Here is a 23,184-nt window from a genome sequence, read left to right on the forward strand (position 1 = left end):
AAGCTGGGAGAAGTCGCGCGCGCCGTCAAGCGGGCCGGGCCCGAGCGGCGCGGCAGGAAAGGCGACGGGCTCGGCCGGGCCGTGCTAGGCTCGGCTTGTACTTTTCAGGGGGCCATCGCTCCATGAGCACCGAGAAAATCCAGCCCGGCCTCGTGATCGCTGGCCGCTACCGCGTGGTCAAGCAGCTCGGCGAAGGCGGCGTGGGGGCCGTGTATCTCGTGCAGCACGTCCACACCGACGAGCGCCTCGCGCTGAAGGTGCTGCACAACGAGACGCTCTCCGATCCGAGCACGATCGAGCGGTTCCGCACCGAGGCGCGCGCGCCGGCGCGCATCGACAGCGACCACATCGTGCGCGTGACCGACGCCGACGTCGCGCCGGAACTGAACGGCGCGCCGTTCCTCGTGATGGAGTTCCTCCGCGGGAAAGACCTCTCCGGCGAGGCGGAAGCGCGGCAGAAGCTGCATCCGAAGGAGGTCGTGCTCTACCTGCGGCAGGCCGCGCGCGCGCTCGACAAGGCCCACGCGATCGGCATCGTGCACCGCGATCTCAAACCGGAGAACATCTTCCTCACGGTGCGCGAGGACGGCACGCCTTGCGTAAAACTGCTCGACTTCGGCATCGCGAAGCTCACGGGCGCCGCGTCGAGCGCGATGGGTGCGCACTCGAAGACGAAGACCGGCGCCGTGTTCGGCACGCCGCTCTACATGGCGCCCGAGCAGGCGCGGGCCCAGGCGCAGCTCATTGGACCTCATACGGATGTCTGGGCCATCGGCCTCATCGCCGCCCGGCTCCTCCTCGGCTTCGATTACTGGCAGGCCGAGACGATCAGCGATCTCGTCGTGCAGATCGTGGTCGACCCGATCCCGCCGCCGTCGCAGAAAGGCAGCCCCTTCGGCGCGGCGTTCGACGCGTGGTTCTTGCGTTGCTGCAGCCGTGACGCCTCGCAGCGCTTCCGCACGGCCGGCGAGACGATCACGCAGCTCGCGGCCGCGCTCGGCGTCGTCGAGGGGCCCGCGCTCGTGCTCGAAGTGACGGAGATCCTGCAGCAGGCGCGCGCGGCCGAGGGGGCGCCGACGAACACGGTCGCCGGCGCGCCGATGCCGATCGCGCCGCAGCCCGAGAACCCGCGGGCCCTGACCCCGATGGGCGGCGACGCCATCTCGCCGCAGACGGCCATGGGCGCGACCGTGCTCGCCGCGTCGACGGCGGTTCCCGTCGCGCAAACGGGGCGCCCGCCGAATGCGTCGAGCAGCAAGGCCCCGATCTTCGCGGCGATCGCCATTGCGCTGATCGGTATCGTCGGGGCCGCGGTGATGTTTGGCGCGAAGAACAGCGGCCAAGATCCAAAACCGGAAGCGGCCGCCGCCGAGGCCGCGCCTTTGCCCTTGCCCACGCCGACCCCGAAGGCCCCCGTGGCCGCCGATCCGCAGGCGTTGGTCGAGCCGGCCGCGGCGGTGTCGGTCGAACCCGCGGCCGCGCTGCCCGCGGTCTCCGCGAAGCCCGCCGCGCCCCCCTTGCCCCCCGGCCCGGGCCGCACGAAGCCGGTGCCGACCGTAACCACCAAAAAGAAGCCGAACGATGACGACCTCATGTCCGGTCGCCGCTGACTTCGAGCGGCGTCGCTCTTTTCGTTTCGTCGCCCCGGTCCTCGCCTTCGCGGCGCTCTCGCTCGGCTCGGCGCCGGTGCTCGCCAATGATCCGGCCGCGGCCGAGGCGCTTTTCCGGGTGGCCAAGGGCCTCATGGAGAAGAAGAACTACGCCGAGGCCTGCCCGAAATTCGAGGGAAGCTACAAGCTCGATCCGGCCATCGGCACGAAGCTGAACTGGGCCGATTGTGTTGAAAAACAGGGCCAGCTCGCGCGCGCGTGGGCCCTGTGGGGCGAGGCGCGGGATCAGGCCAAGCGCGAAGGCGACAAACCCCGGGCGGACCTCGCCACGCGCCGGCAAAAGGAGCTCGATCCACGCCTGCCGCACTTGACGGTGCAGGTGAAAGGCAGCGTCGAGGGGCTCGGTGTGTATCGCGACGAGGTGAAGCTCGACCCCGTCACGTTCGGGGTGCCGCTGCCGGTCGACCCGGGCAAACACGTGGTGACGCTCCGGCGCGGGAACGACGTGCTCAAAGAGGCGGCCGTCGAATCGAAGGAGAAGGCCACGGACGAGGTCACGCTCGACGCGACGGACGTGCCGCCGCCGCCGCCCGAGCAGGTCACGCAACCGCAGACGATGCCGGGGCAGGGGGACAAACCCAAATACCGGATCGCCACGGTCCGCCGCAGCACGGGCATGCTCGCCGGCGGGGTCGTCCTCGGTGTCGTCGGTGGAATCGTGGGGCTCGTGGGCGCGGGCACGGTCGGGCTTTCGAGAGGCGGATCGCCTGGGGGCTGGGCGACGCTCGGCGTGGGCGCCGTGATGTTCGGCGGCGGCATCGCGCTGGGCGTCATCGGCAACCAGAAGATTCAGCGCAAGCTCGAGGTGACGTACATGCCCGAGGTCTTCATCGGGCCGAGCTCGGTCATGGTGCGCGGGGTGTTCTGAGCGGGAGGGGGCGGCATGCACCGGGGCATTTCGACGTTTTGCCTTCTCGCGCTCACGAGCGTGCTCCCCGCGTGCATCGCCTTTCCCTTCGCGACGCCGCCGCTCGCCATTTCCGGGGGCGGCGGCGTTCGTTATGGGACGCCGAGCACCAAGCAGACGGGCCCCTCGATGGGGCACGTCGACGTGGGGGTGAAGCCGCTCCAGCTCATGCGTGACTGGCAGAAGCGGCGTGCGGACGTCGGCTTGGGCTACACGTTCGAGGCGGGCGCCGGGCCCTCCCGGCACGGCGCCTTTTTCGAAGGGACGGTCTTTCCCGTCGTGGATCAAATCGCCCGTATCGGCGTCGCGGCCCAGCCGCGGCTCTGGTACGAGCCGGAGACGGACAAGATGGGGTTTGGCATGGCCGCTCGCGTCACGGCCGAGGTCCGCGCGTTCGAGGCGACCACGTTCTCGGGGACGAGCTCCAGCGGCGGCGCTATAGGGTATGCGTACGGCGAGGCAGGGCTTGGCCTTTACCTCGAAGGCGCGTATGCGAAGATCGGGGAGCGGCCGAACGCGACGCTGGGGTTCGGTCTGACCGGCCGCATTCCCGCCACGGTCGGCCTCGCGATTGCGTTCTTGCGCTGAGGCCGTGCGCGCCCGCCCGCGGCGGCCGGGCCCGTCCGCCCGCGCCGCGCGGTCGTTTCGGAATGCTTCCGCTCGAAGAAGTAGCGAAAGGGACTTGCGACCACGCGACGCGATCCAAACATTCGCTGGCAATGGTCGCAATTGCTCCGTCCACGGTAGAGCCCGGCCCCGATTCACCCGCCCCGGACAGCGAAGAAACGACGCAGCCGAGGCTGCGCGCTGTCTCGGCTTCCCCACCGGACTCGGCCGTTCGCAGGGTGATGCCGCCCGCGGAGCGCAAAAAGGACCCGTACATCGTGCTCGTGGGGCTCGACCTCTCGGAGCCCGGCGGCCGGGCTTGGCGGTTCGCTTTTGATCTGGCGGAGCTCCGGGGCGAAGAGACCGAGATTCACGCGGTGGTGATCGGGGCGCGCGGCATGGCGCCGCGAATCAAGGACGTGGCGACGCCGCGGGTGTCGACCTCGCACGCGAGCGAGGCGAAGCTGCCGACTTTGAAGGTGCTCGAACATCGCTCCGCGGGCGGGCAAGCGCGGCTCATGGCCATGCATTACCGTGACGGACGGCCGGACAAGGCCATCGTGAACCTGGCGCACGAAATCGGGGCCGACCTCATCGTCGTGGCGAGCCACCCGCCGAGCCGCCTGGAGCGTCTTTTCGGCGGCCCGCTCGCCGATCGCATCGCGCGCAATGCGCCATGCCCCGTCGTGATCGTCCGCCCGAAGCGCGACGAGGACGACCCGGGCGTCGATCAATACGATCCGCGCCTTCGTTAAGGACGGGCGTCCTTCGCCTTTTCCATGTCCGAACGGGAAATCCCCTCGGCCGTGCCTCCCTCGCGGGGATCGGCGAAGCCGTAGGCAAAGCCCGTCTGCGGGTCGACGAGGATGTCGTTCGCGTCGCCTTGCGTGAGGTTGCTCTGCTCGATCGTGTGCCCGCGCCGCGTGAGCTCGGCGAGCACCTCGCGCGGCGGCGGGCGCTGCTTCTCCACGCGCAGTTTGTCCGGCTGGAACTGGTGGTGCAGGCGGCCGGTCGCGATGGCCTCGTCGATCGTCATGCCCCAGTCGACGAGGTTGCGGAAGACCTGGGCCACGGTGTTCGGGATCGTGTCGCCGCCCGGCGAGCCGAGCACGAGCGCGAGCCGTCCGTTCTGCGTGACGATCGTCGGCGACATCGAGGTCGCCATGCGTTTGCCCGGCGCGACGACGTTCGGGCCGTCCTTCGAGAAGCCGCCGAGAGCGTTGCCGAGCAGGACGCCCGTGCCGGGCACGACGACCTTCGCGCCGAACCCGGCCGAGAGCGTGTACGTGCAAGCGACGGCGTTGCCCTCGGCATCGACGACCGAGAAGTGCGTGGTCTCGGGTGACTCCTTCGCGGCCTCGGGCATCGCCGCGGCGAGCGTGGCCGAGGGCGTGGCGCGCGTCGGGTCGATCGCGGGCTTGCGGGTCGCGAGGTGCACGCCGGAGAGGAGCTCGTGGAGCTTCGTGTCGAGGTCCTTTGGCCCGAAGTCCGGGTCGGCCCCGACGAGCCTTCGATCGGCGTAGGCGCGGCGCGCGGCCTCGACGAAGAGGTGGAGCGCGTCGGCCGAGCCGGGCTTCTGCTCGTGTGCGCGCGCGCGTTCGAGCGAGAGCATGATCTGCGCGAACGCGATGCCGCCCATCGACGGCGGAGGCGCGGTCTCCACCGAAAAACCTCGGTACGAGAAGCGCAGCGGCGCGCGCTGCTTCGCGCGGTAGTCGGCCATGTCCTTGGCCGTGATGTACCCGCCGCCCTTCTTCATCCATTCGTCGATCGCGCGCGCGAAAAATCCTTCGTAGAAGGCGCGCGGGCCTTCCTTCGCGATCGACTCGAGCGTGCGCGCGAGGTCCGGCTGACGCACGCGTTCGCCCTCGGCGAGTGGTTTTTTCCCTTTGCCCCAGATCGCGCGGGCCGCGGGGTCGTGCTTGAGCTTGTCCCAGGCCCACGCGAGCGTGAGCGCTTGCCGCGGCCCGAGCGCGTGTCCCTTCTTCGCAAGCTCGATGGCGGGCGCGACGAGCTCCGCGAGCGGGCGCGTGCCGAACCGTTCGAGCGCAAAGGACAAACCCGCGACGGTGCCCGGAACGCCGGCCGAGCGCAGGCCGATGCCGCCGTCGTGATCGAGCATCGCGAGCACCTTCTCGGTCGTCGCGCCGGCCGCGGGCGCGGTCTCGCGGAAGTCGACGAAGTGCGTCTCGCCGCTCTTCAGGCGGATCATCATCACGCCGCCGCCGCCGATGTTTCCCGCTGAGGGATGCGTGACGGCGAGCGCGTACGCGATGGCCACCGCGGCATCGACGGCGTTGCCGCCGCGGCGCAGCACGCTGACGCCGATGCGCGTGGCGTTCTTCTCGACGGAGGTGACGAGGCCGGCCTCGCCCTGCACGGCGCGCTTGCCGCCCGGGCGAAGAGCGACGGGCGGAGCGGGCGGCGGCGGGGCCGGGTAAGGGTCGGGCGCGGGCGCGCTCGCAGCGGCGGAGGTCGCAGGGACGACGGCCGCAGACGCGCTCGTGGAGGCGCTCGGCGCGGCGGACGTCACGGAGGGGGGAGGGGGCGTGGCGTCGTCGCGCGGCGCGGGCGTCTGGGCGACGCAGGCCGAGACGAGCGCCGCCGCGAGGAGGATGGTTCTTCTCGGACGCGCGGGCATCGGCGGGGGGACTCTATCCCAAGCCCCCGGTTGACGCTTGGGGGCTTTGCTCGGACGAGCCGAGCGCCGCCCCCAAACCCCCGAGGTCGGCGACTACTTCTTCTGGTTCTTGCGGCGGCCGAGCGCGAGGCCGAAGGCCGCGATGGCGCCGAGGATGCCGGCCGCGCTGCTCGACGTGTTGCCGGCGCTCTGCGCGCAGGAGACGCCCGCCTCGCCCGAGGCGGTGCAGCGGCCGCCGCTGCAATTCGCGTCACCGCGCACGTAGCCCTCGACCTTGATCTCGAGCAGGCTCTCGAGCTGCGCGACGCAATTGTCGATCTGCTCGCCGACGTCGACGTACTGGCCGTCGCAGAAGAGCGCGCCCTCGGGCCTCTGGCAGGCGACCTCGCAGCCGCCCTTGAGCTCGGACTCGCAGTCGATGAAGCCCTTGGCCTGGCAGTCGATCTGGCAGTCGATGTTGGCCTGCGCGTCGCAGGAGCCGGTGCAGCACGCGGAGCACTGCGCCTTGCAGTCCGCGCTGGGCGGCGTGGCCTCGCAGCGCGCGTCGCACTCGCCGCCGCACGTGGCCTCGCAGGAGGCGCGGCAGCGGGCGCTGTCCGGATCGGCGGCGCAGGAGGCGTCACAGCTCGCGCCGCAGTCCGCGCGGCAGGAAGCGCCGCACTCGAAGCTGCCGGGGTCGACGTTGCACTCGGCCTCGCAGCTCGCCGCGCAGCTCGCGGTGCACGAGGCGCTGATGTTCGCGTTGCACTGGCCGCTGCAGCCGACGTAGAGGTCGGCGGCGCACTGGACCTGGAAGCTCACGGGCTCGCACGCGGCGGTGCAGCCGCCCGAGACGCGCATCTCGCACTGGGCGTTCGCAGCGAGCTCGATGCCGCCGCAAGCGCTGATGGTCTTTGCGTCGGCCGAGGAAGCAAAGCCGAAGGTCGTGGCGGCGGCGAGCGCGGCGGCGGCGAAGATCGGGGCAAGGGAAGTACGCATGAGTTCGTTCTCCTGTGTGGACGAGGGGTCCCTCGATCGCGGCGCCCCCGGTGCAAGGGGGCGACCATCCGCGAGGGTACGTCCTGCGTTTGACGATCCGCCGAGGATTTCGAAACGGTCGAGCTCCGCCGTTCACGCCGCCTCGGGCGGGGCTGTCATACCGGCGGTCGCTCGTCCGACCAGGTCGAGCTCACGGAAGGATCTGACTCGTGATCCTGCCTGGGCCGTACCGCGCCACGATGCCCTCGCGCGCCGCGCCCGGCATGCTGCTCGTCACGAAGTTTCCTCCAACGGCCCAGTACGTGCCAGTGCCATCGGCCCAGGCCGCATGCAGATCGGCATAAGGTGGCACTTCGAACTCGTCCACCCAGGCGCCCGCGTCGAGCCGCTGCTTCGAGCCGCCGAAGCCCACGACGACCACCTCGCCGGGCGCGTTGCAAGCCACGCCGTTGACGCCGTTCGTGAGCGCGACGTCGAGCTTCTGCCACGTCGCGCCGTCCGAGCGGAGGACCTCGAACGTGCCGACGGCGTAGACCTCGTTCGAGCCGCAGCCAGCCACCGTGAAGAGTGTGCCACTGGCGAGAGGCGGGTCCGATTCGAGGGCCCATTCCGCGCCTTTTTTATGCCAGATCGTGCCGTACTCGCCGACCACGTAGAGGTCGTCCGAGCTCGTGCCCCAGACCTTGTAGTGCGCGCGTCCGAGCGGCATGCCGGGCAAGGTCACCGGCGTCCAGGTGCTCCCGTCCCAATGGAGGACCACGTCGTTCGGGGCGTCGGCGCCGCCCTCGGGTGTGCCGCCGACGGCCCAGGCGTCCGTCTTCGAGGCCGCCCAGACGCCCCAGAGCGTCGCCGTGGTGCCGGAATCGTGCTCCGTGAAGGTCGCGCCATCCCAGTGGGTGATGCGGCCCTCCTCGCCGACCATCCAGACGTCGTCCGGGCCGGAGCCCGAGACCCACCAGTACGTCTGGTCGCCGCCGGGATGGAGTTCGCGGAAGGAGGCGCCGTCGAAGTGGACCACGAGCGACTCCAGACCGTTTCCGAGCGGGCCGCCGACGGCGAAGACGTCCTTCGGACCGCTGCCCCAGACGCTGAGCACCGCGCGGTCGAGGTCGCCACCGTCGAGCGCGACTTGCCACGCGGGCGTTTCCGAGGAAGGCGGTTTGTCCGGCGGCGGATCGGAGCAGCCCGTCGTGAGCGCCACGAGCGTGAGCACGAGCGAGAGGCGAAGGTGCTTCACGGCGGTCCTCCAGACGCGTCCGGAGGGTTTCCGTCTGCGCCCGCGTCGAGGTCCGGATCGATGGGGCCGGCGTCGGGATCGCACTGCATGCCGAGGACGTAGTCGCCGGCGCACATGCAGAGGCACTCGGCTTCGTAGCCGGGTTCGTCGCAGCGCGGGGTCACGGTCATGATCTTCGTGACCTTCTTGCCGTCGCGATCCGTGAGCGAGACCGTGAGCTCGTAGGGTTTGTCGAAGAGGTCCTCCTCGGCCCACTGGTTCGGACACGCCGCGATGTTCGAGAACGTGGAGATGTCCGTCGGCGCGCTGCGCCCGTGGCCGTCGTCCGTGGGCTCGAGGTTGATGATGCGTGTGTCCAGACGAACTTGTTTCGTCACCGGGTCGCGCAGGGCGCCCGCGACGCGGACGGCGCACGGGTCGACGTTCGTCGCCCGCACGCCCGCGAACACGACGCGGCCGCCCTGCGGCGGGAAGATGAGCGAGATGCTCGATCCGTCGCTGATCGGCTGCAGTTCGCCCCCGGGACCGAGCGCGATCACTTCCATGATCGGCTCGGCCGAAGGGTCCCCGAGATACGCGAGCTTGCAGCCCCCGATCGGGCCGGCGTCCGGCTCCGGCGGCGGCGAGGGAGAGCTGCAAGCAGCGAGCGCGAGCACGAGGGCGACCGAGCGTTTGTCCACGGCTAGAAGCAGTTGATGTTGTCGGACTTCGGGTAGTAGTAGACGAAGATGTTGCAGTGCTCGTTGGCCTCGACGATCGGGCCGAACGTGTAGCAGCAGTCGTCGGCGCCCTGCTTGTCGAGCGCGTTCAAGCCGTCGCAGCCGAGCGAGGCCTCGGGCATCTGCCACTGGTACGAGCACGTGTAGAACACGCCGCCGCCCGCGGGGACCTCGCGATCGAGCTCGGGCGACGTGAGCATCGGCGGCTCGTCCCAGGCCTGCGAGGCGTAGAAGCGCTCATCCATCGGCGGCTGGTCGATGCTCACGCCGTCCCACGTGAACATGTCGAACTGTTTGCCGCGGCTGTGGAAGTGGCCGTTCGCGCCGATGATGTGCACGGGCACGTCGCTGTTGAACTGGCAGGAGCCGTCGAAGGAGGGCGTCGGGTTCGAGGCACAGACGCGGATCGACTGCTTCGTCGCGAAGAGCGTTCCGAGCTGCGCCTTGACCTTCTCCTTCGGGATCGTCCAGAAGTTCACGTTGACCTTGCCCTCGCCCGAGGGCGTGCCCTGCGTCGACGCGTTGACGTAGTGCGTCTGGAGCATGAGCCACTCGTCGGGCATGAACTCGTTGGCGACGCCCTCGGGGAAGGTCCAGTCGAGCTGGCCGTCGATCTGCGAGTTCGCGACGAGCGGCCAGTCCGCCCAGTTCGAGCTCTTGAAGCACTCGCCGACGTTGTCCTTGCCCTCCTGGATCGCGCCGTTCGCCGGATCGAGGCCCGTGATCGTGCGGACGCGGAAGACGTTCATGTGGTGCGAGCCCTCTTTCTGGGCGATCTGCACGCGGTTCACGTAGACGGGGCTCTCCGGATCGAGGCCGTTCGCGGCCGCGAGGTCACGGACGCGGAAGAAGTAACAGTCCTGCTTCTCGACGCCGGCCGGGACCTCGAAGGTCTTCGTCTCGATCTGGAAGCCCTGACCCGCCGGGGGTGGGTCGATATGTGCCGGGTCTGCCCCCGTTGTCGGGGGGGGATTCGGCTCGCTCGAGCATGCAAAAAAGAGGGGGGCCGCGAACGCAAGCAAGACGAGAGATCGGAATGCAGACATAGGTTCTCCTCCCCGGGGGTGAGAAAAAGGGGACGGTAAGGACGCTACACGAAAGCAAGTCGTCGGCCATCCGGGCCCTGCTGCCCTCCGCGCGTCCTTTCCCGGGGAAGGTGCGCGCGAGGAGGCGCACACAGGGCGCCTTGCTGCTATTGTCGCCGCACGGAGGATTTTCGTCGATGGCTGGCAACAAGCAGTGCGGAGAGCACACCGAGCTCGCGTCGAACAGCGCCGTGCGCGTGACGCGATGCACGTGCGGCACGGTTCACGTCACCATGCTTCAGAACGGCGTGACGGTGCGCATGTCGGCCGACGCCCTCCGCAACGCGTGGGCAGGGATGAAGGCCGCGATCGATCGGATGGACGAGCCCGTGCCGAGCTTCGGCAGCTCGATCATCAACTGACGTTCGCGAGGATGCGGGAGGGGTAGGGCGCGCGGGGGGAGGCGGCCCTCCCCCCACGCATGCGCGAGGCGCGAGCCTTTCAGCCGCGCTCTTCGAGGGAGATGTAGTTGCGCTCGACCTCGCCGGTGTAGATCTGGCGCGGGCGGCCGATCTTCGTCGAGGGGTTCTCGTTCTGCTCTTTCCAGTGCGCGATCCAGCCGGGCAGGCGGCCGAGCGCGAACATGACGGTGAACATGTTCGTGGGGAAGCCGAGGGCCCGGTAGATGATGCCGCTGTAGAAGTCGACGTTCGGATAGAGCTTGCGCTCCACGAAGTACGGGTCGCTGAGCGCCGCCTCTTCGAGCTTGCGGCCGATGTCGAGGAGCGGATCCTTGATGCCGAGCTTCGAGAGAACCTTGTCCGCCGCAGCCTTGATGATGCGCGCGCGCGGGTCGTAGTTCTTGTACACGCGGTGGCCGAAGCCCATGAGCTTGAAGCCCGAGGACTTGTCTTTCGCGAGCTTCACGAACTTCGTGACGTCGCCGCCGTCCTTGCGGATCTCCTCGAGCATTTCGATGACCTCCTGGTTGGCGCCGCCGTGCAGCGGGCCCCAGAGGGCACAGATGCCCGCCGCGATCGAGGCGAAGAGGTTCGCCTTCGCGCTGCCCACGAGCCGCACCGTCGACGTCGAACAGTTCTGCTCGTGGTCGGCGTGCAGGATGAGCAGGAGGTTCAGGACCTTCACGATGTCCTCGTCGATCTCGTACGGCTCCGCCGGGACCGAGAACATCATGTTGAGGAAGTTCGCACAGTACGAGAGCGAGTTCTGCGGGTAGACGAAGGGCTGGCCGATCGACTTCTTGTACGAGAAGGACGCGATCGTGCGGACCTTCGAGAGAAGGCGCGCGATCGTGATGTCGACCTGCTCGCGGTTGTCCGCGTCGATCGCCTCGGGATAGAAGCTCGAGAGCGAACACACCATCGACGACAGGATCGCCATCGGGTGCGCCGTCGAGGGATACCCCTCGTAGAAGTGCTTCATGTCCTCGTGGATCAACGAGTGCCGCGTGAGCAGCGTCGAGAAGCGCGACAGCTCCGCGCGGCTGGGCAGCGAGCCGTAGATCAGGAGGTAAGCGACCTCCACGAACGTAGACTTCTCACCGAGCTGCTCGATCGGAATGCCCCGATACCGCAGGATGCCCTGCTCCCCGTCGATGAAACAGATCGAGCTCGACGTGGACGCGGTGTTCACGAACGCCGGGTCGAGCACCACACAGCCGGTCTTTGCGCGGAGCGTCGAGATGTCGATGCCCTTCTCGTTCTCCGTCCCGGTCACGATCGGAAGCTCGATCGTCTGCTCCTGTCCATCCTTGTTGAGCGTGAGCTTGGCCGTCTCCTGCACGCGTCCTCCTTTCACCACACCCGCCGCAGCGGCGGCATAAGTACCACGGCTGTCCGACATAAGCCGAGCGGAACCACACGTGAAGTGTCCACGTGCACGCAAATATCGTGGGGACGCCGGAAAACACAGGGTTTCGGCTCTAGGAGTGTTGGTCTGGCCACAAGCAGGGGGCGATCGACGGGGGTCTCTCAGGGCAAACCCCGCGGCGGCCAGGGAAAACTTTGGTAGGTACACGAGGATGGCCGCGCTCGAACCGATGGTCCGGGGCAAGCTCGCCTCCCACCCCGATGCGACTGCGTTCGCCGCCGAGGTCCTCCGGGTCCATCGGCGCTACGCGACGGAGATCGTGCAAGCGTACGCGCTCTGCCCGTTCGTCCGAGATGTGGACGTCGCGTTCGGGAAGTTCTGCGTGATGCTCGACCGCGAGCCCGATCTCGACGCGACGCGTGAAGCGGTCGTTGCGGCGCAAAGCAACGTGCTGCACGTGGTCTTTCCGCTCGCGCTGCCGCCGCCGAACGTGTTCGAGCGCTTCGCTTCGACGCTGCTTGCCCGTTTGCAAGGGTTTTTCCCGGAGGCGCCGGTGATGGCGGCGTTCCACCCCGAGCTCGTCGGTGATCGCGACGCGCCGCATCGTCTCATCGGGCTCTTGCGCCGCGCGCCCGACCCGTTCGTGCAGTTCATCCCCGCAGGCGTGCACGAGGGCGGCACGGTGTTCGCGACCTCGATCGAGGAGTTCGAGGCGAGCGCGGTCGACCGTTCGGAGCTCACGTTCCAGAAGCTGCGCGGCGAGCCGATCGAAGCGCTGCTCGCGCGGGCCCAGGAGATCCGCGCGGATCGGGATCGGGCGTACGCGCGGTTTGCCGAGCTCGCCATCGCGGCGGGCTAGACGGGATGCACAAAAAAGAAAACGGGCCGCGCGCCGGCTTCGCACTGCGAAGACCGGCGTTCCGCGACCCGTGGCCCCGCCCTTCGACTCGAGGGACGGGAGCGAAGGCTCAGCCCATCGCGTCCTTGACCGCCTTGATCGGGCGGGCGCGGACCGTCTTGCTCGCCGGCTTGGCCGGGAACGTCATCGGCTGCTTCGTGAAGGGGTTGACGCCCTCACGCGCCTTCGTGGCCGGCTTCTTCACGACGCGGAACTTGGCGAAGCCGGGCACGGTGAAGATGCCGGCCTTCTTGAGCTCGCGGTGGCCGATCTGCGCGAGGTTGTCGAGGACGAGCTTGACCTGCTTGCGCGTGATCTCGCCCCCCGCCTCCTCCGCAATCGCGTTCAGAAGCGCGCTCTTGCTGATCGAGGCCGCCTTCTTCGTCTCCGTCTTCTTGCCAGCCATGATGTGTTTCCTCCGAGGTAAAAGCCCCTCTCGCGGCCCAAACAACCACAAGGAACGCGCTAGGTCGAGCGGGAAATCGTCGTTCGGAGCGACAAAAATAGGCCATTCGACGAGAGCTCCCTCCCGAGGTCGCGGCCTGATGGGGCCCTCGGCGCGGCCACACGAGGGGCCGAAAGAGCCCTGATTTCCAGGGAAAACGCGCGATCTTCCGGAGGAACCCGAGCGGCGCGGAGCGGAGGATCGCGGCGCGGTGGGAGGTTCGGGTACCACGAAAACGGCGGATCCCGAAGGGTCGGCGCCGATCCGGCTCTTCCGGGGGGCGCTCGCGGCGTGCGCCGGTGCGAGGCGAATTTTTCACGGGACGGCCGGGAGACAGGCCTCCGGAGAGGCAAGCGCGCACGGACGAACCCGTTTTTCGGATCAGCGCGCGTGGTCGTCGCGGGGCGCGGCGCGGCTCGGCGCTTGTGACGGGGGTTCGTCGTGGTCGACGCCCCAGCGCCGCGTGGGCGCGATGCCGAGCACGGTGAGGGCCTCGTTCGCCTGCGTGAACTCCAGGAGATCGCCGACGCCGACGTCGATCGTGCGGTTCGGTCCGTCGATGAAGAGCTTCGCGTCCGTCATCTTGCTGCGCACGACGAGCGGCGTCCCCGGCGCGATGAGCGCGTGCCGCAGCCGGTAGCGCTCGCCGTGCGGGGTGTAGGGCTCGCGGACGACGAGCTGCAATCGTTTGGAGGTCAAAGGAATCACGCGGCCGCCGGCGGAACGCTGCGCCGCGGTGGAGCCGGCGGCGGGGCCGATCCAGAAGCCGCTCGACTTCTGCTCCTCCTCGATGTCGCCGAGCCGGACGAGGTAACGCGAGGTGGCGGCCGGCGAGACGTGACAGAAGAGCGCGTCGTTGAGGACGCGGGCCGCGACGACGCGGCCGTTCACGCAGACCTGCATGCGCGTGAGCACGGCGCGGCGGAGCTCGCCGCGGAGCGCGCGGCCGATGGCGAGCGCGGCCTCGCCGCGGCGCGCGCCGCAGAAGAAGCCGACCGAGTACTCGGGCGCGCTGTTGATGCCGAGGATGGGGACATCCGCGACGGAGTGCGAGGCGCTGAGGAGCGTGCCGTCGCCGCCGACGGTGATGACGAGGTCGAGGCCGCGGGCGTCGAAAGCGTCGCCGACGCTGCCCTCGAACGCGACGTCCACGCCGAGCACGGCGAGCGCGGCTTTGACCTCGGCCGCGGTGGCCTCGTGTTCCTCGTGCGCGGCGCGCAGGTGCGCGACCGTGGGGTCGTGGGCGTCGAGGAGGCGCTGAATGCGGCCGTTCTTTCGCTCCTCCACCTGCACCCGGTAGGCCGAGCGCTTGACGATGAGCGCGACCTTGGGCTTCTTCGCCGCGAGGCCGTTCGAGCCCGCGGGCGCCTTTCGTCGCGCGGACGAGGCGCGCTTCACGAGGCGAGCTCCGCGAGGCGGCGGAGCGCGAGCTCGGTCTTTTCGTCCTCGAGGAGGCCGCTCCGCGCGAGCGCGAGGGCCTCGTCGAGGGAGAGCGCCGCAATCGTGGCCTTGCGTTCGAGCACCGAGCCGTCCTCGGTCGGCGTCGTGCGTCGCGCAGGGTCGACTTCGACGTGGAAGAAGAAGTGCCGCTCGCCGACCATGCCGGGCGCCGGGAACGAGGAAGGACCGAGCGGCGCGAGCGCGCGCGGGTCGACTTCGAAGCCGAGCTCTTCCTGGAGCTCACGCGCGGCGCAAAGCAGGAGGCCCTCGGGGCTTCGCTCCTCGACTTCCACGAGGCCCGCGGGCAGCTCCCAGAGGTTGCCGAGGTCGTCGCGCTCTTCGATGGGCGAGGTCGCGCGGTTTCGGAGCGCGACGGGAGGGCGCACCGAGGAGCGGAGGTAGACGTGGCGGACGCCCTTCTCGTCGCGGAAGTGCGCGGCGATGACCACGGCGTCGAGCCGCTGCCGATCGACGATATCGTAGGAGAAGGGCTCGCTCTGTTCGCCGTCCGGGAAGGTGGCGCGGAGCATGACGCGCTCGACGCGCAGGAAGGCGGGCGAGCCCGGTTCTGCGTGCTGTTCCTGCGTGAGCAGGATGCGTGGCAAGGGGGGCAGCGGCATCGCCGGAGCCCGGAGCATACGCCGAACGGTCCGTGCGTTACAGGACTTTTCCAGCCCAGAGCGTGGCGTTGTACGCGAGCTGTTTGCCCCACGTGTAGCCCGAAGCGAGCGAGCAATCGGACGTGAGGTAATGAAAATCGAGATAGACGACGCGGCCGCTTCCATACGGCCACTTCGCGACTGCGTGCCTCGTGAGATCACCGAGCCACACGACCGAGCTCGTGGCACCGGGCTTGAGCGTGAACTGGACCTCCTCCCAGCCGACGAAGTCGTTGGGCTGGAAGTTGACGCCTTGCAGGAGGACGTCGGACGGGTCGAGCACGGTGACCTTGAGCGGGAAGCTCTGGAAGCTGTTGATGACCTGGCCCGTGACGGGCAGGAGATCGACGAGGTTGCCGTAGTTGCTGTACATCCACGGCGTGGCGATGACGCCGCCGCCGCCCTGCGCGTAGGCCTCGAACGTGGACGGGCTGAAGCAGCTCATCTGGCCGTGGGTGATCACGACGTCGAACTTCTGGAGCGTGGCGAGCGAGCAATCGGTGTTCACCACGGCCGAGCCGATGAAGGGCTGCGTGGCGAGGTGGGCGCGCAGGTCGTCGACGTAGAACGGTCCGCCCATCACGGCGACCTTGAGCAGCTTGCAGTCGTCGTCGGTCGAGAGATCACAACCCGCAGGGCAGCAGCCGTCGCCATGGGCGCAGTCGAGGATCGGCGCGCCGCCGCCGCAGGTGCCGGCGGCGCACGTCTCACCCGTCGTGCAGGCCTTGTTGTCGTTGCACGTGGTGCCCACAGGCACGGGCATGCCGCCGCCGCATGCGCCGGCCGCGCAGACCTCGCCCGCGGTGCAGCTGTTTCCGTCTTCGCACGTGGCGCCGTCGTTGCCCGGGACCGCGATGCAGGTCTGCTTGATCTCGTCGCACTGCGGGTTCTTGCAAGGATCGGCCGTCGGTAGGCAGGGGTTCGGCTTGCCGACGCACTGGCCCGAGATGCAGACGTCCTCCACGGTGCAGAAGAGGTTGTCGTCGCAGAAGACGCCGTCGTTCTGCGGGACGGCGATGCAGCCGAGGACCGTGTCGCATTGGCCGATGGAGCAGAGGCCGTTGAGGAAGGAGCAGTCGATCGGCGGGCCCATCTGGCACGCGCCGGCCTTGCACGTGCCGAGATCGGTGCACGGGTCGCCGTCGTCGCAGAAGCCGCCCTCGTTGACGGGCGCGAACTCGCACGCGTCGTTCGCCTCGTTGCAGCTCCCGATCTTGCAGGACTCGCCGTTCGACGGGCAGAGCTTCGAGGTGCCCGCGGTGCACACGCCGCTCAGACAAACGTCGTTGATGGTGCAGAAGAGGCCGTCGTCGCACGGGCCGAAATCGTTCTTCGGCACGAACTGACAGCCGTTCTCCCCCGCGCACACGCCGTCGCTGCAAGGGCCTTCGAGCGCCACGCAATCGAGGTCCGTGGTGCAGGGCGAACCGGGTGTGACGTCGGGGCCAGCGTCGCCATCCGAGCCGCCCGCGCCGCCTACACCCGTCGCGCCGCCCGCGCCTGCATCACCGCCCGAGCCGGTGCCGGCGTCGGGCATTTGAACGGGATTTGCGCAGGCGAACGGGACCGCGGCGAGCGTGAGCAGCGGAAGCAGAAGAAGCGGAGATGTAAGCGAAGAGATACGCATGGTCGCCATACTTACCGTGACGAACGTGCAGCGTCACGGCGGCGGCGACTTCTCGACGAGGGCGTGTCGAGGACGTGTCAGTCCTGTAGACAAGCGTTGAGCTGTTGCCCGCATTTTTGCTGCACGCAGCCGAAACAGGCCTGACTTGGCTGTCCGCCTTGGCAGGAGCTGGCACACTCGGTCGTGCAGTTCTGCTGGCAGGTGCAGTTGAAGAACTCGCTGAGCAGCACATCCGAGCCTTGGCAAGGCGGATCGTTGCCGCCGCCTTGGAGAATCTCGGAACACGTGCTGCACGCGGAACCGCCGCCGCCCGTGCCGCTCGCGCTGCTGCTCGTGGTCGTGCTCGAGCTCGATGTGCTCGCGCCGTCGCAGTAGCTTCCGCACTGCGCGCTGCACGAGCCGCACGTGCAGTCGTAGACCGGCTGGGCCTGGGGGTACTGCGTCAGGCAATCGTCGACGCAGAGTTTGTCGGTGCAGTTCTGCGCGCAGCTGATGAAGCCCGCACACGTCTGGCCGCAGGCGAAGATCTCCGCCTGGCAAGCGCCGTACGCGCATTGACCGCAGACCTGCGGATCGAAGCCGCCGCCGCCCTGTCCGCCCGTGCCGCTCGCGCTGCTCGAGCTCGGACCCGTGCCCGTCGCGGCGCTGCTCGAGTTCGATGCAGCGCCGCCTTGTCCGCCCGCACCGCCGAGCCCGCCCTGACCGCCTGCTCCACCGAGCCCGCCTTGTCCGCCCGCGCCTCCGACACCACCGGCGCCGCCGTTTCCGCCCGTCGTGCCGCCGCTCGCGAAGAGCGACTCCACCTCCGCGGCACACGCCGCGACGGAGCCGAGACCGAGCACGATCGCCAAAAGTCCAAGATGAAAAGAAGTACGCATGAAGGCACCTCGCGGGCGCATGGTAGCTCTCCCTGCGTCGTATGTCGTCGCCCACGCTGCCCTATCCCCCCGAACCCATTCCGCGTGCTTCCATCGATGCGCTCACCGCCACGAGCACGCTCTTCGCGCAAATTTGCAGTGCGACGTCATCGCGGCTGGTCTCGTACCTCGAACACGTCGTGCTCCCGCCGCAGTCGGTCGTGATGCACGAGGGCGAGGTCGGGCGGGAGATGTATTTCCTCGTGGCGGGCGAAGCGCATCTGCGCCGCGCGGACGTGGACCTCGGTCGCATCGGGCCGGGCGCGCATTTCGGCGAGTTCGCGCTCATCACGAGGCGCATGCGGACGTCGAGCGTGGTGGCGGCGTCGACGCTCACGCTCGCGCGGCTCTCGCACGAGCAGTACGAGCGGATGTCGAAAGAAGACCCGGAGCTCGCGCTCTGCCTGACGCAGGCGCTCGTGGCGTCGCTCGGACAAGAGCTGACGGAGATGACGGAGAGCGTGGGCGTGCTCTTGCGCGAGCGCTCGCTGCCGCGGCGCGTGTTCGTCGACGTCACGGTGAACCGCGCGTGGACACGGGTGCGGACGGGGACGCGGCTCGGCGCGCTCTTGCCGCGCGAGGTCGACGGCGATCCGGTGGTGGCGGCGCTCGTGAACAACAAGGCCGTCGCGCTCGGGATGCCCATCACCTCGGACGCGCACGTCGAGCCGCTCTGCGCGTCGCACTGGGAAGGCAAGCGCGTGTATCGCGCGAGCCTCGGGCTCTTGCTGCTCGAAGCGGCGCGGCGGGCTTTTCCGGACGTCTTCGTGCGGCTCGGGCCCGGCGCGGGCTTTGGTCAGTCGATCGAGCTCTTGCACCCGGGCACGCTCTCGCTCGCGACGTGGGCCCGGCGCGTGACGGGGATGATGCACGAGCTCATCGCGGCGGACGTGCCGTTCCAGCAGGAGCTCTGGACGGTGGACGAGGCGCGCAGCCACTTCGCCGAGGAAGGCGCGCGGGACTTGCTTGCGCTCCTACGCACGTGGCGAACGGGGCACGTGCAGCTCGTCTGCGCGGGGTCCGAGGCGGTGCTGTCGATGACGCCGCTTTTGCCGAGCGCGGGGCACATCGCGCCGTTCCCGTTCCGCATCGAGGTCGACGGCGAGGCGGTGATGCTCCGCTACGGCGACGAATCACGCGTGAAGCCCGAGGGCGGCGCGGCGCCAGCTTCGACGCGCCTGCCCCAGGACATCCAGCCCGAATCCGCGCGGCACGGGGTACGGCAGGACGAGCCATGGCTGACGACGCTGGGGATCACGAGCGTAGGCGCGTTCAACGACGCGTGCGTGCGTGGCAAGACGCCGGAGATCATCCGGGTGAGCGAGGGCCAGCACGAGAAGCGCATCAGCCGCATCGCGGACGCGATCGCGGAGCGCGGGACGATCCGGGTGATCTGCGTGGCGGGTCCGTCGTCGTCGGGCAAGACGACGTTCCTCTCGCGCCTGACGGTGCAGCTCCTCGTGAACGGGATGCACCCGGTGGGTTTGTCGCTGGACGACTACTACGTCGACCGGGAGAAGACAGCGCGCGATGCGCGGGGCGAGTACGACTACGAGTCGCTCGAAGCGCTCGACGTCGGCACGCTGCGTGATCATCTCGCGCGCATCGTCGCCGGGCAGACGGTGAAGACGTCGCGGTACGACTTCGTGACGGGCAAGAGCCATCCGGACGGGGGGCGCGAGGTGACGCTACGCAGCTCGGACGTGCTCTTGATCGAGGGCATCCACGGGCTGAACCCGAAGCTCGTTGATGGAATCCTCCCGCGGGACAAGGTCTTCCGCATCTTCATCCAGCCGATGACGGCGCTGCCGTTCGACCGGGTGAACCGCATCAACGTGTCCGACGTGCGTCTGCTCCGGCGCATCGTGCGCGACCGTCACGGGCGCGGGACGAACGCGGCGGCGAACATCCAGCGCTGGCCGTCGGTGCGCGCGGGCGAACGCACGAACATCTTCCCGTTCCTCGCGCAGGCCGACGCGATCTTCGACTCGTCGCTCGTCTACGAGCTCGGCGTGATCAAGGTGTTCGCGGATCGCTACTTGCTCGAGGTGTCGCAGGAGCATCCCGCGTTCGTGACGGCGTATCGGCTAAGGCAGCTCATCGACAAGGTGGTGACGATCTACCCGGATCACGTGCCGCCGACGTCGATCCTGCGGGAGTTCATCGGGGGGAGCGGGTTCGAGTACTAGGAGGTCAAACGGAGTCGGGATCGACGCCGAGGGCGCGGAGCACGACGAAGAAGTCGGGGGCACCGAACGTCTCGCCAGCGAGGTGCTTGGCGTTGAACTCGAACGACGATGTCCGCCGTGGCAAGCGGGGGCCCTTAAGGCGTCGTGCTTCCGCTCGCGGCGTCCGCGCCGGCTTCGACCGTGTCCTCGGGCTCGGGCAAGCCGGCCCTGCGTCGCGCCGTGGGCCGGACGCGCTCGGCCAGGGCGGGGCGGCCGGCGAGGAGGAAAAAGGCAGAGGCTGCGTCCGCCACGCCCGAATACGACGTTCCCCAGGCGGCCATGGCCTCGTTCTTGGCGGTCTGCGTGAGCTGCGCCTCGCGCTTTTCGCGATCGACATCGCCGAGCGCCGTCTTCAATGCGGAGGCGCTGGCTTTCAGGTCGTCGGCGGCCGCGATGGGGTCGATCTTCAAGCTCTTGTTCTTCGGCGGCTCGGTGAGCGGGCGATTGCGAAGCTGATTCTCGACATTGTCGGCGAGCACGAGGACGGTATGCGGGTCCTCTGGAATGGGGGCGCCGAGACCATAAGCACCGGCGACGACCTGGCCATAGTTGCGACCGAGGCCGGAGCGAAGCGTGCCGAGGAAGTCCCGCGTCTCGGCGGTGCATTCGTCGCGCTTTGCGCGGTAGCCGTCGTCGTCGGAGAGCTCGACCATATGGGTACGGTCGGCAATGACGAGCTGGTCGGCACGCGCGCGGAGGTGGGCGCCGAATGCGGCGAGGACCTTGGCAATCGTGAGGTCCGGGGGGACGCCGTCAGGGAAGAGAATCTTCTCCAGGGTGGGCGCGATCTCGGGGCCGTGGATGTCGATCGCGGCGACCACGGTGTTGGTGATCGAGACGCGGTCGGAGACCATGCGGGAAGCTTTGGCTTCGCTCATGGGATGTTGGTATCCGAACGGAGCCCCGTTGGGAAGGGGGATTGCGGGAGTGTTCGGGACGGGAGCTTCAACTTGAAGATGGGGCTCCAGGGACGAACGGGGTGCGACGCTCGGGCGCGCGGAGGGGGGCAGGGGCGGCGGGAGGCGAGATCGAGCGGCGTGGTGGGCGGGGAAGGAAGGCGGGGAGGGGGTTTGATCGGTGCGGGTGAGGTAGGAAGAGGCGGGGAGGTGGTTTGGTGGGGGAGGGGCGTGGCGGGCGAGCCGGGAGGGCGGTTCCGAAGGAAACGAGGCGCAGCGGCGCGGGGGAGGTGAAGCGTAGGGATGAAAGGTGCTTCGCCGGGGGGCATGATGCGCGCGGGGGACGTGGTAGGTTGCCTCCCATGTCAGCGGCTTGGCCGAAGATGTATCGCACGATGGTTCCGGAGGATCCGTCAGCGAAGCCTGCGGTTCCGGCGGTGGGGACGGCGGCGAACATGCTCGGCGTGCGCGTGCCGCCGCATCCGACTCCGGATGTTCACCCGGATAGCGCGGGGAACGTGGGGCCTTGCGGGGAGGGGCTCTCGGTGGCCCCAAGCCTCGCCGTCCTCCCACAACGGCTCGTGCCCGCGCGGCTCCGTGACAAGCGACGTGGCGCGCGAGGCCCTGACGATCTCCATGTGTTTCGCCTCGGGGAGGCGAGCTTCCGGCGCGCGCCGGTAGGGGGCTCGCTGGAACTCCAGCCGACCTCCGACACGCATGGCGTGCTTCAGCCCCTCCGGCAAACCTCCGTCGCGCAATACCAGCTCGATTTGGGGGCCACGAAGACATCATGGGTCGACGAGGGGTGACGAAGATGTCCCAATCGAACCGAGCCAAGTACGAAGCCCTGCTCGTCGCCCTTCACCAGGAGATGCGCGCCGGGCGACGCGAGGGTCAGCGGGCGGCAGAAATCGAGGGCGAGATGGATGCGCCCTGGTACGCGCTTTCGGATGACGAGCGTGCTCTCTTCGATGACCTCTCGGAGGACCTGTATATCATCGAAGGGAAACGTCGGATCGAACCGCTTGCGGAGGGGGAAACGCCAGTGTCCGTAATGCAGCAACTCCCCGCTGCATTCAAGGCAAAAGACGACCGCCGGACGCTCCAGCTCCTCCGGAAGCTCCCGACGCTCGAAGCCCCGCACGTGTATGTGATGGGGCGCTGCTGGGACCGGCAGGAGTTTTTCTGGGGCGCTGTCTGTTTCTACGACTTCGCCAAGGAGCTTCAACCCAAGGATGTCTACGAGGTTTCAGCGCTCGAAGCGCTGGTGCGTGCCGGTTCAATCGAGCAAGCCGAGGAGCGTGCTCGCGGAATCGAGACCCGCCCCATTGTGTCGGGCACGCTGCTCCTTCAGGCTGCTTCCATCCTTCATCGTGCCGCCACGCGTCTTGAAGAAACCGAGCGTCGTTCGACCCTGGGGCGCGTGACGAAGTTGGTCGAGTGCGCATGGGATGACGCCACGGCGCTGCCTTCGGTTCGTGCTTCGGGACTTCTCGCTGCAGGTTTTGCGTATGAGCACCTGGGCGACAGGGAAAAGGCATTACGCTCGTTCGAGCGGGCTGTGACGGTACATCGCTCTGAAGCTCCGCTGCTCGCGCGCGGCCTCGCGTTGCTGCACTCCGATCGGCCCCGAGCGATGCGCGACTTCATCGAGGCTGCCAGATCCAAGACGAAACTCGACTGGCCCTACCTCTACGCTACGCATCACGCACTCCAGGCAGGCCGCTATGCCGAAGTCGAGCGGTTCTGTGAAGACGGGCTTGCGGTATCCACCCGTAGTGAGGTGCGTGGGCGCCTCCTGGAGTGGTGGGCCATCGCCGCCGCGATGCTCGGTCATCCTGCACAACTGGTGAATGCTCTCTTTGAGCAGGCGATGACAGAGCTACCGCTGGACCCGCAAATCCGTCGCAACGCCGAGCGGTATCGGGAGGCGCTCTACTTCCAGAAAGCCACGCCTGCGAACGACTGGGAGCTGTCGACGGACATCGACGAAGCACAGGCGTGGGAATCCCTGCGGCAGCTGGCCGCCTGATCCCAACCCGCTCTACTTCGGCTGATCGTCGTCCGTCATGATCCGAAACCCCGGATCCTCCTCCGTCGGCCCCTTCGGCTTCTGGCCCGGCGGGTACCGCGGCGGATCACGATCGTCGCCCTTGCGCTCGTCTTCCGGCTCGGGCTCGCGCTTCTTGTCCTTGTCCTTCGATCCGAACAGGATCTCCGTCCCGAGCCGGCTCACCACGTTGTTCGCCGCCCGGTAGATCTCGCGACCCGCGACCTCGACTTGCTTGCCCACATCCGAGCGGTCGAGCTCCTTCTTGATTCCGCTCGCCGCCATCGTGGCCGCGCGGAACAAGTGGCCGAGCCCTTGCACCAGGTGCGTCCTCGCCCGCTCCGACTGCTCGTTGCGGTCGTCCCGATCGTCGTTCGCGCTCATGCCTAGAGTGTATGGGTCGTGTCAGCG

22 protein-coding genes are annotated in these 23,184 nt (G+C 68.5%); 9 read left to right on the forward strand and 13 right to left on the reverse strand.

All coding sequences use genetic code 11. The features are described from left to right. The first annotated feature begins 122 nt into the window (after nucleotides 1-122). The 4 genes from KEG38_RS11640 to KEG38_RS11655 all read left to right on the forward strand — a co-directional run bounded on the left by KEG38_RS11640 (nucleotide 123) and on the right by KEG38_RS11655 (nucleotide 3,938). Nucleotides 123-1,610 (forward strand): serine/threonine protein kinase, encoded by a 1,488-nt coding sequence (locus KEG38_RS11640; protein WP_272419418.1) that lies wholly within the window; start codon nucleotides 123-125, stop codon nucleotides 1,608-1,610. Beyond that, nucleotides 1,582-2,538 (forward strand): tetratricopeptide repeat protein, encoded by a 957-nt coding sequence (locus KEG38_RS11645; RefSeq protein WP_272419419.1) that lies wholly within the window; start codon nucleotides 1,582-1,584, stop codon nucleotides 2,536-2,538. Before KEG38_RS11640 ends, KEG38_RS11645 begins: the two co-directional genes overlap by 29 nt. 15 nt (nucleotides 2,539-2,553) lie before the next feature. Next, nucleotides 2,554-3,165, forward strand: coding sequence for a hypothetical protein (locus KEG38_RS11650; protein WP_272419420.1), 612 nt, complete (start codon nucleotides 2,554-2,556; stop codon nucleotides 3,163-3,165). Nucleotides 3,166-3,425: 260 nt separating this feature from the next. Then, entirely contained in the window at nucleotides 3,426-3,938 is a 513-nt protein-coding gene (locus tag KEG38_RS11655) for a universal stress protein (RefSeq protein WP_272419736.1), read from the forward strand. Here KEG38_RS11655 and ggt read toward each other — a convergent pair. The 5 genes from ggt to KEG38_RS11680 form a co-directional block, all read right to left on the reverse strand. Beyond that, on the reverse strand, nucleotides 3,935-5,824 hold the full coding sequence (gene ggt, locus KEG38_RS11660) for a gamma-glutamyltransferase (RefSeq protein ID WP_272419421.1): 1,890 nt from the start codon (nucleotides 5,822-5,824) through the stop codon (nucleotides 3,935-3,937). The genes KEG38_RS11655 and ggt overlap by 4 nt on opposite strands. A 93-nt stretch (nucleotides 5,825-5,917) precedes the next feature. Next, nucleotides 5,918-6,802, reverse strand: a complete 885-nt coding sequence (locus tag KEG38_RS11665; protein WP_272419422.1) for a hypothetical protein — start codon at nucleotides 6,800-6,802, stop codon at nucleotides 5,918-5,920. Nucleotides 6,803-6,992: 190 nt separating this feature from the next. Then, nucleotides 6,993-8,039 (reverse strand): beta propeller repeat protein, encoded by a 1,047-nt coding sequence (locus KEG38_RS11670; protein ID WP_272419423.1) that lies wholly within the window; start codon nucleotides 8,037-8,039, stop codon nucleotides 6,993-6,995. After that, nucleotides 8,036-8,719, reverse strand: coding sequence for a hypothetical protein (locus KEG38_RS11675; protein ID WP_272419424.1), 684 nt, complete (start codon nucleotides 8,717-8,719; stop codon nucleotides 8,036-8,038). The genes KEG38_RS11670 and KEG38_RS11675 overlap by 4 nt, the downstream gene beginning before the upstream one ends. 2 nt (nucleotides 8,720-8,721) lie before the next feature. Continuing rightward, nucleotides 8,722-9,804: a hypothetical protein gene (locus KEG38_RS11680; protein WP_272419426.1), complete on the reverse strand. Its 1,083-nt coding sequence runs from the start codon at nucleotides 9,802-9,804 to the stop codon at nucleotides 8,722-8,724. A gap of 176 nt (nucleotides 9,805-9,980) precedes the next feature. On the opposite strand from KEG38_RS11680, the gene KEG38_RS11685 reads away from it, so the two are divergent. Further along, nucleotides 9,981-10,205 (forward strand): hypothetical protein, encoded by a 225-nt coding sequence (locus tag KEG38_RS11685; protein ID WP_272419427.1) that lies wholly within the window; start codon nucleotides 9,981-9,983, stop codon nucleotides 10,203-10,205. A gap of 79 nt (nucleotides 10,206-10,284) precedes the next feature. Here the strand turns inward: KEG38_RS11685 and KEG38_RS11690 are convergent, their stop codons facing one another. Then, nucleotides 10,285-11,586, reverse strand: coding sequence for a citrate synthase (locus KEG38_RS11690; RefSeq protein ID WP_272419428.1), 1,302 nt, complete (start codon nucleotides 11,584-11,586; stop codon nucleotides 10,285-10,287). Nucleotides 11,587-11,824: 238 nt separating this feature from the next. Here KEG38_RS11690 and KEG38_RS11695 point away from each other — a divergent pair, with 238 nt between their 5' ends. Then, nucleotides 11,825-12,472 (forward strand): hypothetical protein, encoded by a 648-nt coding sequence (locus KEG38_RS11695; protein ID WP_272419430.1) that lies wholly within the window; start codon nucleotides 11,825-11,827, stop codon nucleotides 12,470-12,472. Between the two features lie 109 nt (nucleotides 12,473-12,581). On the opposite strand, the gene KEG38_RS11700 is transcribed toward KEG38_RS11695, so the two are convergent. The 5 genes from KEG38_RS11700 to KEG38_RS11720 form a co-directional block, all read right to left on the reverse strand. Continuing rightward, the gene (locus tag KEG38_RS11700; RefSeq protein WP_272419432.1) at nucleotides 12,582-12,917 is read right to left on the reverse strand and encodes an HU family DNA-binding protein; all 336 of its coding nucleotides are present in this window, start codon (nucleotides 12,915-12,917) and stop codon (nucleotides 12,582-12,584) included. 420 nt (nucleotides 12,918-13,337) lie between these two features. Beyond that, the gene (locus KEG38_RS11705; RefSeq protein ID WP_272419433.1) at nucleotides 13,338-14,354 is read right to left on the reverse strand and encodes an NAD(+)/NADH kinase; all 1,017 of its coding nucleotides are present in this window, start codon (nucleotides 14,352-14,354) and stop codon (nucleotides 13,338-13,340) included. Further along, nucleotides 14,351-15,016, reverse strand: a complete 666-nt coding sequence (locus KEG38_RS11710) for an NUDIX hydrolase (RefSeq protein WP_272419434.1) — start codon at nucleotides 15,014-15,016, stop codon at nucleotides 14,351-14,353. Before KEG38_RS11710 ends, KEG38_RS11705 begins: the two co-directional genes overlap by 4 nt. A 37-nt stretch (nucleotides 15,017-15,053) precedes the next feature. Then, nucleotides 15,054-16,682 (reverse strand): hypothetical protein, encoded by a 1,629-nt coding sequence (locus KEG38_RS11715; protein ID WP_272419436.1) that lies wholly within the window; start codon nucleotides 16,680-16,682, stop codon nucleotides 15,054-15,056. A 77-nt stretch (nucleotides 16,683-16,759) separates the two neighbouring features. Beyond that, entirely contained in the window at nucleotides 16,760-17,560 is an 801-nt protein-coding gene (locus tag KEG38_RS11720) for a hypothetical protein (protein WP_272419438.1), read from the reverse strand. Nucleotides 17,561-17,601: 41 nt separating this feature from the next. Here KEG38_RS11720 and KEG38_RS11725 point away from each other — a divergent pair, with 41 nt between their 5' ends. Next, nucleotides 17,602-19,788: a cyclic nucleotide-binding domain-containing protein gene (locus KEG38_RS11725; protein ID WP_272419440.1), complete on the forward strand. Its 2,187-nt coding sequence runs from the start codon at nucleotides 17,602-17,604 to the stop codon at nucleotides 19,786-19,788. Nucleotides 19,789-19,922: 134 nt separating this feature from the next. On the opposite strand, the gene KEG38_RS11730 is transcribed toward KEG38_RS11725, so the two are convergent. Next, complete coding sequence (locus KEG38_RS11730) at nucleotides 19,923-20,705, reverse strand: hypothetical protein (RefSeq protein WP_272419442.1); 783 nt, start codon at nucleotides 20,703-20,705, stop codon at nucleotides 19,923-19,925. 380 nt (nucleotides 20,706-21,085) lie between these two features. On the opposite strand from KEG38_RS11730, the gene KEG38_RS11735 reads away from it, so the two are divergent. Further along, the gene (locus KEG38_RS11735) at nucleotides 21,086-21,532 is read left to right on the forward strand and encodes a hypothetical protein (RefSeq protein ID WP_272419443.1); all 447 of its coding nucleotides are present in this window, start codon (nucleotides 21,086-21,088) and stop codon (nucleotides 21,530-21,532) included. Between the two features lie 5 nt (nucleotides 21,533-21,537). Beyond that, on the forward strand, nucleotides 21,538-22,755 hold the full coding sequence (locus KEG38_RS11740) for a hypothetical protein (protein WP_272419444.1): 1,218 nt from the start codon (nucleotides 21,538-21,540) through the stop codon (nucleotides 22,753-22,755). Nucleotides 22,756-22,767: 12 nt separating this feature from the next. Here KEG38_RS11740 and KEG38_RS11745 read toward each other — a convergent pair whose 3' ends face one another. After that, nucleotides 22,768-23,157, reverse strand: coding sequence for a hypothetical protein (locus KEG38_RS11745; protein ID WP_272419445.1), 390 nt, complete (start codon nucleotides 23,155-23,157; stop codon nucleotides 22,768-22,770). Nucleotides 23,158-23,184: the final 27 nt, after the last annotated feature.

The sequence above is a fragment of the Polyangium jinanense genome (assembly GCF_028435265.1).
Classification (GTDB): Bacteria; Myxococcota_A; Polyangia; order Polyangiales; family Polyangiaceae; genus Polyangium; species Polyangium jinanense.

What these genes read in the sequence shown, in the direction of transcription:
- KEG38_RS11640 (WP_272419418.1), top strand. Translation starts at nt 123, where the DNA reads ATGAGCACCGAGAAAATCCAGCCCGGCCTCGTGATCGCTGGCCGCTAC.
- KEG38_RS11645 (WP_272419419.1), top strand. Translation starts at nt 1,582, where the DNA reads ATGACGACCTCATGTCCGGTCGCCGCTGACTTCGAGCGGCGTCGCTCT.
- KEG38_RS11650 (WP_272419420.1), top strand. Translation starts at nt 2,554, where the DNA reads ATGCACCGGGGCATTTCGACGTTTTGCCTTCTCGCGCTCACGAGCGTG.
- KEG38_RS11655 (WP_272419736.1), top strand. Translation starts at nt 3,426, where the DNA reads ATGCCGCCCGCGGAGCGCAAAAAGGACCCGTACATCGTGCTCGTGGGG.
- ggt (WP_272419421.1), bottom strand. Translation starts at nt 5,824, where the DNA reads ATGCCCGCGCGTCCGAGAAGAACCATCCTCCTCGCGGCGGCGCTCGTC.
- KEG38_RS11665 (WP_272419422.1), bottom strand. Translation starts at nt 6,802, where the DNA reads ATGCGTACTTCCCTTGCCCCGATCTTCGCCGCCGCCGCGCTCGCCGCC.
- KEG38_RS11680 (WP_272419426.1), bottom strand. Translation starts at nt 9,804, where the DNA reads ATGTCTGCATTCCGATCTCTCGTCTTGCTTGCGTTCGCGGCCCCCCTC.
- KEG38_RS11685 (WP_272419427.1), top strand. Translation starts at nt 9,981, where the DNA reads ATGGCTGGCAACAAGCAGTGCGGAGAGCACACCGAGCTCGCGTCGAAC.
- KEG38_RS11695 (WP_272419430.1), top strand. Translation starts at nt 11,825, where the DNA reads ATGGCCGCGCTCGAACCGATGGTCCGGGGCAAGCTCGCCTCCCACCCC.
- KEG38_RS11700 (WP_272419432.1), bottom strand. Translation starts at nt 12,917, where the DNA reads ATGGCTGGCAAGAAGACGGAGACGAAGAAGGCGGCCTCGATCAGCAAG.
- KEG38_RS11710 (WP_272419434.1), bottom strand. Translation starts at nt 15,016, where the DNA reads ATGCCGCTGCCCCCCTTGCCACGCATCCTGCTCACGCAGGAACAGCAC.
- KEG38_RS11715 (WP_272419436.1), bottom strand. Translation starts at nt 16,682, where the DNA reads ATGCGTATCTCTTCGCTTACATCTCCGCTTCTTCTGCTTCCGCTGCTC.
- KEG38_RS11720 (WP_272419438.1), bottom strand. Translation starts at nt 17,560, where the DNA reads ATGCGTACTTCTTTTCATCTTGGACTTTTGGCGATCGTGCTCGGTCTC.
- KEG38_RS11725 (WP_272419440.1), top strand. Translation starts at nt 17,602, where the DNA reads ATGTCGTCGCCCACGCTGCCCTATCCCCCCGAACCCATTCCGCGTGCT.
- KEG38_RS11730 (WP_272419442.1), bottom strand. Translation starts at nt 20,705, where the DNA reads ATGAGCGAAGCCAAAGCTTCCCGCATGGTCTCCGACCGCGTCTCGATC.
- KEG38_RS11735 (WP_272419443.1), top strand. Translation starts at nt 21,086, where the DNA reads ATGTCAGCGGCTTGGCCGAAGATGTATCGCACGATGGTTCCGGAGGAT.
- KEG38_RS11740 (WP_272419444.1), top strand. Translation starts at nt 21,538, where the DNA reads ATGTCCCAATCGAACCGAGCCAAGTACGAAGCCCTGCTCGTCGCCCTT.
- KEG38_RS11745 (WP_272419445.1), bottom strand. Translation starts at nt 23,157, where the DNA reads ATGAGCGCGAACGACGATCGGGACGACCGCAACGAGCAGTCGGAGCGG.